8 protein-coding genes are annotated in these 8,648 nt (G+C 41.5%); 5 read left to right on the forward strand and 3 right to left on the reverse strand.

Annotated elements, in window-relative coordinates:
- The first annotated feature begins 353 nt into the window (after positions 1-353).
- From V7K73_RS25915 to V7K73_RS25925, 3 genes are all read left to right on the forward strand, one after another.
- Positions 354-1,163, forward strand: coding sequence for a TPM domain-containing protein (locus tag V7K73_RS25915; protein WP_334884352.1), 810 nt, complete (start codon positions 354-356; stop codon positions 1,161-1,163).
- Positions 1,164-1,267: 104 nt separating this feature from the next.
- Positions 1,268-1,897 carry a precorrin-8X methylmutase gene (locus V7K73_RS25920; RefSeq protein WP_334884354.1) on the forward strand — a complete coding sequence of 210 codons (630 nt, stop codon included), beginning with the start codon at positions 1,268-1,270 and terminating at the stop codon, positions 1,895-1,897.
- 99 nt (positions 1,898-1,996) lie between these two features.
- Positions 1,997-3,421, forward strand: a complete 1,425-nt coding sequence (locus V7K73_RS25925; RefSeq protein ID WP_334884355.1) for a right-handed parallel beta-helix repeat-containing protein — start codon at positions 1,997-1,999, stop codon at positions 3,419-3,421.
- A 22-nt stretch (positions 3,422-3,443) separates the two neighbouring features.
- Here V7K73_RS25925 and V7K73_RS25930 read toward each other — a convergent pair whose 3' ends face one another.
- The 3 genes from V7K73_RS25930 to tnpA all read right to left on the reverse strand — a co-directional run bounded on the left by V7K73_RS25930 (position 3,444) and on the right by tnpA (position 6,392).
- Entirely contained in the window at positions 3,444-4,130 is a 687-nt protein-coding gene (locus V7K73_RS25930) for a phosphate ABC transporter permease (protein WP_334884358.1), read from the reverse strand.
- 19 nt (positions 4,131-4,149) lie between these two features.
- Complete coding sequence (gene dapB, locus V7K73_RS25935; RefSeq protein ID WP_334884359.1) at positions 4,150-4,986, reverse strand: 4-hydroxy-tetrahydrodipicolinate reductase; 837 nt, start codon at positions 4,984-4,986, stop codon at positions 4,150-4,152.
- A gap of 962 nt (positions 4,987-5,948) precedes the next feature.
- On the reverse strand, positions 5,949-6,392 hold the full coding sequence (tnpA, locus tag V7K73_RS25940) for an IS200/IS605 family transposase (RefSeq protein ID WP_334884365.1): 444 nt from the start codon (positions 6,390-6,392) through the stop codon (positions 5,949-5,951).
- A 674-nt stretch (positions 6,393-7,066) separates the two neighbouring features.
- Here tnpA and psbP point away from each other — a divergent pair.
- Positions 7,067-7,612: a photosystem II reaction center PsbP gene (gene psbP / locus V7K73_RS25945; RefSeq protein WP_334884361.1), complete on the forward strand. Its 546-nt coding sequence runs from the start codon at positions 7,067-7,069 to the stop codon at positions 7,610-7,612.
- Positions 7,613-7,750: 138 nt separating this feature from the next.
- Positions 7,751-8,344, forward strand: coding sequence for a Maf family protein (locus tag V7K73_RS25950; protein ID WP_334884363.1), 594 nt, complete (start codon positions 7,751-7,753; stop codon positions 8,342-8,344).
- Positions 8,345-8,648 lie beyond the last annotated feature (304 nt).

Consider the following 8,648-nt stretch of genomic DNA (forward strand, 5'->3'; position numbering starts at 1 on the left):
TCTTTCTTTGTGTTCTTTGCGGACTTTGCGGTTCGTTTTTCTTTCTTGTACTTAAATATGGTTTAGCGCATCTTCATACAGAATTGGTATTAGTCATCTCTCACCTCTAATTGTTCTGCTTTTATTGTATGTCGAACTCCACTATGGTTTAGTCAATTTTGAGTATTTTTGCTGATTGACAAAAATCTTTCTATGTGCTTTAAATTCCCTTCCAATGCCCTATTCCTAAAAACGTTTTGCTTTGATCCCTTAGATTAGAGTAAAGTAAACAAGTGTAAAGAACTATCATTTTTCTAGTACTCTTTTAAAACAACTTGTTCGCTTTTACCGTTGATATTTGTATAAAAACGTCCATGCAATCTTGTTTTTGGCGACGAATTCTGGTATCCATTGCAGTATTTTTTTTGGCTGGGTCAATTTGGGTGATGCATTCTCCCCCAGCACTGGCTTATGACAATCCTGACTTACTTCCTAGCACCTTTACCCCAGTTGTAGACTTAGCAAAATCTCTTCCTGTGCTGCAAGAAGAAAAGCTTGTCAAAGATTTAGAGCAGTTTGAAGTTGATACGGGCTGGAAACTGCGAGTATTGACCCAATACGATCGCACCCCAGGTCGGGCAGTTATAAAATATTGGGGTTTGGATGACAAAAGCATTCTTTTAGTTGCCGATTCTCGTGGCGGTAACATCCTCAGTTTTAGCGTCGGCGATGCTGTTTATGAACTTTTACCCCGGACATTCTGGATAGAACTACAAACCCGCTTCGGTAACTTGTACTTTGTCCGGGAACAAGGCGAAGACCAAGCCATTCTGCAAGCTTTAGAATCAGTTAAAGGCTGTTTGCTCAAAGGTGGTTGCAATGTTGTCCCCGGACTGCCCCGAGAGCAGTGGATTCTCACCTTGATTACCTCAATTATTGGTGGGGTTATTTGTGGATTTGCAGCCCAACCCCGCGAGAAAGGACAAATTTTCGCTTGGCAATGGGCTTTAATTTTCTCACCTTTGTGGGGAATCTTGTTTCTTGCCTTTGGCATTGGGCCAGTAGTGACACGCACAAGCGACTGGTTACCTCTAGTTCGCAATATCTCTGGATTTCTTATTGGCGTGTTGGTTGCCTACCTATCTCCTGTTTTCAGTCGGCCTTCTTCCAGTAATGAGTTATGAGTACTGAGTTAGGAGTTTTTACTTAACTTATAACTCCTAACTCCTAACTACTCACTCTCTGAAGCTGATAAGCTGAAAGCTAATATTTGAGAAGCTCAACAAAAATGGAATGGCACCTAACTGATGCTCAAAGTTTAGCAATCATTGATAGTGAAATTGAAAATCATGTCTTTTCACCGGCAGAGTATGAGATTGTGCGTCGGGTAATATACTCTACGGCTGACTTTGAGTATAAGTCTTTGATTCGTTTCTCTGAGCGGGCCTTGCAAGCAGGAGCAGCAGCACTAGCCGCGCGTACCACAATTGTGGTAGATGTACCAATGGTGCAAGTAGGTATTGCCTACGAGATTCAAAACACCTTTGCTAATCCCCTGTATTGCAGCATGGAAGCTCTGACACGTCCTCAAAAAGAAAAAACTCGGACAGCATGGGGAATAGAAACCTTAGCAAGGCGTTATCCAGAAGGCATTTTTGTGGTGGGACAAGCTCAAACAGCACTAACAGCACTGGTGGATTTAATTGAAGCTGAGGAAATTAGACCTGCTTTGATAATTGCGACTCCAGTGGGATTTGTCGATGTTGATGAAGCGAAGAGGCGCTTACAAGACTCGCTAGTGCCTAACATCACAATTGATAGTCGCAAAGGTAATGCAGTTGTAGCAGCTGCGATCGTTGATGGATTGGTAGACTTAGCTTGGCAAGCCTATGGACAAGATGGAAATCGCGGGAGTTAGGAATTTGGCTCTATCTGACTCTTTAGGGCAAATACTATTTTAAAATACTCAATATCCCAATATTTTTGTTAATTAGTGCCGAGCAAGGAGCTTTTTCTTGTGGGAACTCAACGCTTTCGTTTAATCGCATTTCTGACAATCCCCCTGGTATTAATTCTTTTGGCACAGGGAGGAAAGATAAAAGTATTTTTAACTCAAAAGGTTCGTCAGGTATCCACTGATGGTCAACAAAAGCTTGTATCCAGTAGCAAGCTAATCAGCACTAACGAGACTGCGAAAACATACTATGTTAGCGGTACTGGAAACGACAACAATAGTGGAATTTCTTCCTCATCCCCCTTTCAGACCATTCAAAAGGCAGCAAACCTGACTAATCCTGGGGACACTGTACTTATTATGAATGGAGTCTATACGAATGCAAGCCCGAATGGGCAGGTAGTATCTATTACTCGCTCTGGAAAAGCAAATGCATGGATTAAGTTTAAAGCATATCCTGGCCACAGTCCGAAAATTCAGCACAATGGATGGAATGGAATTTTAATTCACAATGGAGCGTCATATATTGAAATAAACGGGCTTGAGGTGATAGGGAACAATGCCAATGTAACTCTTGATTACGCTATGAGTGAGAAAACTAACAAATTAAACCCTCTGACAAATGGAAACTGCATCAGCGTCGATGGGCGAAAAAATGGTCATACTCACCATATACGTATTGTCAACAACAAGGTACATGGGTGTGGAGGAGCAGGCATTTCAGCGATTCAATCGGACTATGTAACAGTAGATAATAATGTGGTGTTCGATAATGCTTGGTACAGCGTTTATGGTTGCAGTGGAATTTCGATGTTGAGCAATTGGAATTTTGACAACAACCAAGGATACAAAATGTTCGTGACCAACAACAAGACCTACAACAATCGCATGTACATTCCTTGGATTGAAGTCGGAAGGATTACAGACGGTAATGGCATTATTATTGATACTTCAAGAAATAATCATAATGACAACTCCAAATTTGGTGCATATAAAGGACGTACTTTAATTGGAAACAATCTTACATTTAATAATGGTGGTTCAGGTATTCATACATTTTTAAGCGATCATATTGATATTGTAAATAACACTGCTGTTTTAAATAATCAGAGTCCAGAAATTAACGAGGGACAAATCTTTGCTAATAAGTCATCTGATGTGAAAATTTTAAGAAACATTTTTTATGCTTTTCCTGGCAAGATTACTAACAGTAATTATAAAAATGAAAACGTTGTTTATGACTATAATATTTACCTCAACAATTCTAAGGTAAGTGTTAAGGGGACTCACGATATTATTGCAGACTCACAGTTTTTAAGAAATTATCCTACTCTAGAAAAAATATCTGGCGATTGGAAATCGCGGCTAGATAAACAAAATCCGCCAACGCGGGTTTATGTAGAACCTAAGTCGGCAGGTTTTGTTTGTGGGTCAGTGACCTATCGTTTGAAGGGGAAACTCATCAAAGTAGGATGTTCCCGTTCGTAAATATGCTTGATTGCGGACTAGTTTAGTCTTCTGTGCTACGACGTCGCCGACGCGGCTTTTGTTGTTGGTCTTCACGCAAGCGGCGACCAACTTCGTTAAAGAAATCTCGCCGTAAATAAGGATAATCGCTAACCCACAGGTCACGGCTAGGAAAGTATATATCGCTGAATTGTTCAATACTGCTCAAATCTGCGCGATTTGACATCACTACCATTTCGGCAATTTGACCGCGAGTAATAATTTTGTGGGCAGGACGTAATGGTGCTACAAACTCAATGCTAAATCCTGTTTCATCACCCACCTCTAAGTTAATCTGTTTTTCTCGATTTTCTACAATTACCAATTCGCCTTTGCTGTTGACTGTTTCGGTTTTACCCATCAACTGGTCTGTAATCCACCAATCTAGCACTCGACCACGGAAAAAGCCGCCATACTTATAACGGCGGCATTGCAAATTCCGCATACTTGCTTGAAATACTGGATACCACAGCCAAAAAAAAGCGCTAACTACCCCTAGCACAAATACTATTGAAGCAAATTCAAGCTTGAAAACGAATGTTACAAGCAAAATAGCAACTACGGCAACTACAGAAATTAATAGCCGTTGCAAAAAATTTGAGAACTTACCCCAGTAGTACTTATACTGCAAACCAGTGGCAATTAGGGGGACAACTTGTTCAAATTTCTGGCGAGTCAGTGGTACTAACATTAGTGCTGAGTGTTAAAGTTTAAAGTATTTTTTCTAATCCATATACTAACGACTTTAACGCTAAGACTTTGCGAATCGCTAGTAGCACTCCTGGCATATAACAAGCGCGATCGCTCGTATCATGTCGTAAAGTATAAATCTGTCCTGCTGCGCCAAAAATAACTTCTTGATGGGCAATCAACCCTGGCAAGCGCACGCTATGAATTCTAATCCCTTCATCTGCTATACTACCCCTGGCTCCTGCTAATTTCTCCGTTTCTTCTACAAGAGCAGGGTTAAAAGTTTTACCCAATTCTCCTAGTAACTGCGCCGTTTGAATGGCGGTACCACTGGGTGCATCAGCTTTTTGGTTGTGATGCAGTTCGATAATTTCTACATGGTCAAAATATTTTGAGGCTGCGATCGCGGCTTGTTGCAATAGCACCATACCAATGGAAAAATTAGGAATAATTAGACAACCAGTGCTAGCTTTGTCGGCAAAGTCTGCCAAGTCTTGAATTTGTTCTGGATTTAACCCAGTGGTGCCAACGACTGGACGAATACCGTAGGCGATCGCACTACGAATATTGTCATAAACTGAATCGGGATGGGTAAAGTCTACAATCACTCCTGGAGGTGACTGTCTGTCGCCAGCCACATACCCCAACATCGGTTCTAATTGATTGGTAATCGGCACTTCCAGGGGTTCGCTTAAACCCGCCAACTCTCCAGCATCTTTATCTTGATGTTCTAAACTGTGGTCAATTGCACCCACTAGGTTTAAGTCTGGCGCTTGCGCCACCGCCTTAATCACCTCACGGCCCATTTTACCAGCAGCACCGTTGACAATAACCGGGATAGGAGCTTGATTCGTCATAGGTCGATAAATACTTTTTCAGGTAACAAAGGAATTGTAAAGACTTTGGTGATCTAGTAGCTAGCTTCTCAAATCTTTGGCTTAATTCCAACTACCCTGATTTATGCAGCTAATCGCTGAGTTTTGTCCTCTCTACAGCCATCGCTTCTCATTTTCATCTCACTATCTTAGCCAGCAACTGTTTTATTTTCCCTACTTCACTCACCACACCTTTAAAAATAATCCCATACTGTCCCTGATAAGTAGTTCTTATAAATTATATAAGTCTTTTTTTGTCAAGTCTAGTTGACTATTTGTAATATTTCTGTTAAATTTATTTACATAACTTAGCAAAGACTAAACTTAACTATCTAGCTGGTATTTGCTAAGAAAAAAGATTTCGGCATCGGTATATTAATCGACATTTGGACTTCTCCCATCTACCTCGGCTATCAAGTCGGGGTTTTTTGTGTTTTCAATTAACCTTTAATTTCTTTAACTTTTCTTTAGTCATCTTTGAGATGACTTTCGCTATTAGCCGTGGGTTTCTAACCTATGGCGGGTGATGGTTTAGACGCTAGATTGGAAATTACGTATTTGAATAATTGCGGAATATTGGCTGATGGCGGGTGATGGTTTAGACGCTAGATTGGAAATTATGTATTTGAATAATTGCGGAATATTGGCTGATGGCAGGTGATGGTTTAGACGCGAGATTGGAAATTATGTATTTGAATAATTGCGGAATATTGGCTGATGGCGGGTGATGGTTTAGACGCTAGATTGGAAATTACGTATTTGAATAATTGCGGAATATTGGCTGATGGCAGGTGATGGTTCCGGCGCGAGATTGGAAATTATGTATTTGAATAATTGCGGAATATTGGCTTGACAACAAGTCCGCCTCAGAATGAATTCTGAGGCTCATAGCTCAAGTCAGCTTAAGCTGACTAGGGTTTAATGAACGTGAAGATTAATGGAATTCATTGGTTTAGCTGCGTGAGTTTTGGCCTATCATCTTCATGATTATGCCGTTCCAAAGACGAAATTGTAGTTCCATTAAAATGATGCGCTTTTTGATTCTCTACATACATAACAGCTTGCTCAAGTTGTTTGCTTCCCATTGAAAAAACCCCATATCCGCGTTGCCAGCCAAACAAATCTTGTGAGGGCGAGAGATGATTGAGATGATGAGCGCTACTGCCTTTAAGATTTTGGACAAAATCAGAGATAGAAAGTCTCGGTGGTATAGAAGCCACTAAATGGATGTGGTTTTCTATTCCGCCCACAGCATGGATAATGCTACCAAGTGCATCGGCTTTGCCAATGATGTAACTATAAAGTTGGGTTTCGCGTTCAGGGGTAATTAGTGGCTGTCGCTCTTTTGTCGCCCAAACAAGATGATAGTAAAGTCGCCACAGAGCCATGTATGTGCTGTTTTTGATGCAATTTACTGTGTCTAGTATTCCCAGAATCGTTAAAAATCTTCCAGTCAGCTTAAGCTGACTTGAGCTATTAGCCTTGGAATTCATTCCGAGGCGGGTAAGGTTGCAACGCTATTTATTGCTACGCTATCTGCCTTTGTTAATAATCCTTGGAATTCATTCCGAGGCGGGTAGAGTTGCAACGCTATTTATTGCTACGCTATCTGCCTTTGTTAATAATCCTTGGAATTCATTCCGAGGCGGGTAGGCGATGTCTACGACAATCTACGCTTAGGGACTTCCAAGAAATAAATTATTCCAAGAAACGAACCACAGAGACAAGGCAGCGCGGTCTTGGGGGTTTCCCCATGAGTGACTGCCGCACAGAGAAGCCAGCGCGTTGCGGGGGTTCCCCCCGTTGTAGCGACTGGCGCAACGCAGAGAGAAGAAATAGAGAGAGTTTTTGCGTCAGTTTTGGAACATTTTTTTATTTGGAAGTCCCTTACGCATTTCATACCACTTGCGATACACCACGGAGTCAGGGAGTATCTGCCGACATTTGGGCATTGATCTCTCCTGATCTAATGCGTCATCCGAAGCGTCCCGCTTGGTGGGAGAATAATAACGAGAAATGATGCAAGCCTGGTATTGTCTCCAGCCCAAAGGAATCTGTAAAAATGTGGAAACGAATTATATTAATTTTGCTATTGGTGTTGAGCTTCAGCCTGAGTAATTCTGATGTAGCGGCAGCATCTGGACTCAAAAGCTTTGTAGACACTAATGATGGCTATCAGTTTTTATATCCTAACGGCTGGCTGCAAGTTAAAGTTGCCAACGGACCAGATGTAGTTTTCCACGATTTGATTGAGGTGTCGGAAAATGTTTCGGTTGTGATTAGCCCAGTTCCAGAAGGCAAAACTTTGTCAGAATTGGGAACCCCAACAGAAGTAGGATATAAGTTGGGAAAAGCGGCTCTGGCACCTCCTGACTCTGGTCGTTCAGCTGAATTAGTCAATGCTGCACAGCGAGAAGTAGACGGTAAAATATACTACCTTTTAGAGTATGAGGTTAAACTCGCCAATCAACAGCAACGACACAACATCGCCAGCGTTGCTGTTAGCCGTGGTAAACTTTTTACGCTCAACGCCTCAATTCCTGAAAAACGCTGGCAGAAAGTTAAACGAATGATTGATGAGGTTGTAAATTCTTTTTCTGTTTATTAATTGGGGAGTGGGGAGTGGGGAGTGGGGAAGAAGAATTTTAGATTTTAGATTTTAGATTTTGGATTTTAGATTGAAATTTAATCCAAAATCTAAAATTGAATTGCCCAATGCCTAATTGTTAAATTTGTTATAAATATTATGAAAATTCCACCTTTTGTGCTTGCCTCAGCTTCCCCAGCCCGACACCGCTTGCTGCAAACTGTTGGTATTGAACCGATAGTTAAACCAAGTGATTTTGATGAGTCGCAAATTGAATTAAGTGAACCAGCAGAATTGGTCAAAACTCTTGCCCAATACAAGGCGGAAACTGTAGCCCCACAGTTTGAATCGGCTTTGATTATGGGTTGTGATTCGGTTTTGTCGATGAATGGTGAAATTTACGGCAAACCACCAAACACCTCTGAAGCGATCGCCCGTTGGCAGATAATGCAAGATAACTTTGGCGACTTGTACACAGGGCATGCATTAATTGATATAGCTCAAAATCGTACAATAGTCAAGTCTCAAGTTACAAGAGTTTACTTTGGTCAAATGAGCGATCGCGCAATTCTTGCATACATTGCCACAGGTGAACCCCTTAAGTGTGCTGGAGCCTTTGCAATTGAAGGTTTTGGCAGTTTCTTCGTCGAAAAAATTGAAGGCTGTCACACTAATGTAATTGGACTGAGTTTACCCCTGTTACGGCACATGCTAGAAGAACTAGGATACGATGTCATTGATTTCTGGCAATAGTTACATTAGTCATTAGTCATTAGTCATTAGTGAATGCCCAATGCCGTTCAAGAGTCCTGAGTTCATCTTTTCCGTTAGCGAGTTTAGCCAGTGCTGAGTGGGAGATGAGGGGGATGGGGGAGCAGGGGAAGCAGGGGAAGAGTAAAAACTCCAAACTCCAAACTCCAAACTCCTAACTTCAAACTCCTAACTCCCAACTCCCAACTCCCAACTCCCAACTCCCAACTCCTAACTCCTAACTCCTAACTCCTAACTCCTAACTCCTAACTCCTAACTCCTAACTCCTAACTCCTAACTCCTAACT

Origin of the sequence: Nostoc sp., from assembly GCF_036916975.1 — a bacterium.
In the GTDB taxonomy this organism is placed as follows: Bacteria; Cyanobacteriota; Cyanobacteriia; order Cyanobacteriales; family Nostocaceae; genus Nostoc.

What these genes read in the sequence shown, in the direction of transcription:
- tnpA (WP_334884365.1), bottom strand. Translation starts at nt 6,392, where the DNA reads ATGGCTCTGTGGCGACTTTACTATCATCTTGTTTGGGCGACAAAAGAG.
- psbP (WP_334884361.1), top strand. Translation starts at nt 7,067, where the DNA reads ATGTGGAAACGAATTATATTAATTTTGCTATTGGTGTTGAGCTTCAGC.
- V7K73_RS25920 (WP_334884354.1), top strand. Translation starts at nt 1,268, where the DNA reads ATGGAATGGCACCTAACTGATGCTCAAAGTTTAGCAATCATTGATAGT.
- V7K73_RS25930 (WP_334884358.1), bottom strand. Translation starts at nt 4,130, where the DNA reads ATGTTAGTACCACTGACTCGCCAGAAATTTGAACAAGTTGTCCCCCTA.
- dapB (WP_334884359.1), bottom strand. Translation starts at nt 4,986, where the DNA reads ATGACGAATCAAGCTCCTATCCCGGTTATTGTCAACGGTGCTGCTGGT.
- V7K73_RS25915 (WP_334884352.1), top strand. Translation starts at nt 354, where the DNA reads ATGCAATCTTGTTTTTGGCGACGAATTCTGGTATCCATTGCAGTATTT.
- V7K73_RS25950 (WP_334884363.1), top strand. Translation starts at nt 7,751, where the DNA reads ATGAAAATTCCACCTTTTGTGCTTGCCTCAGCTTCCCCAGCCCGACAC.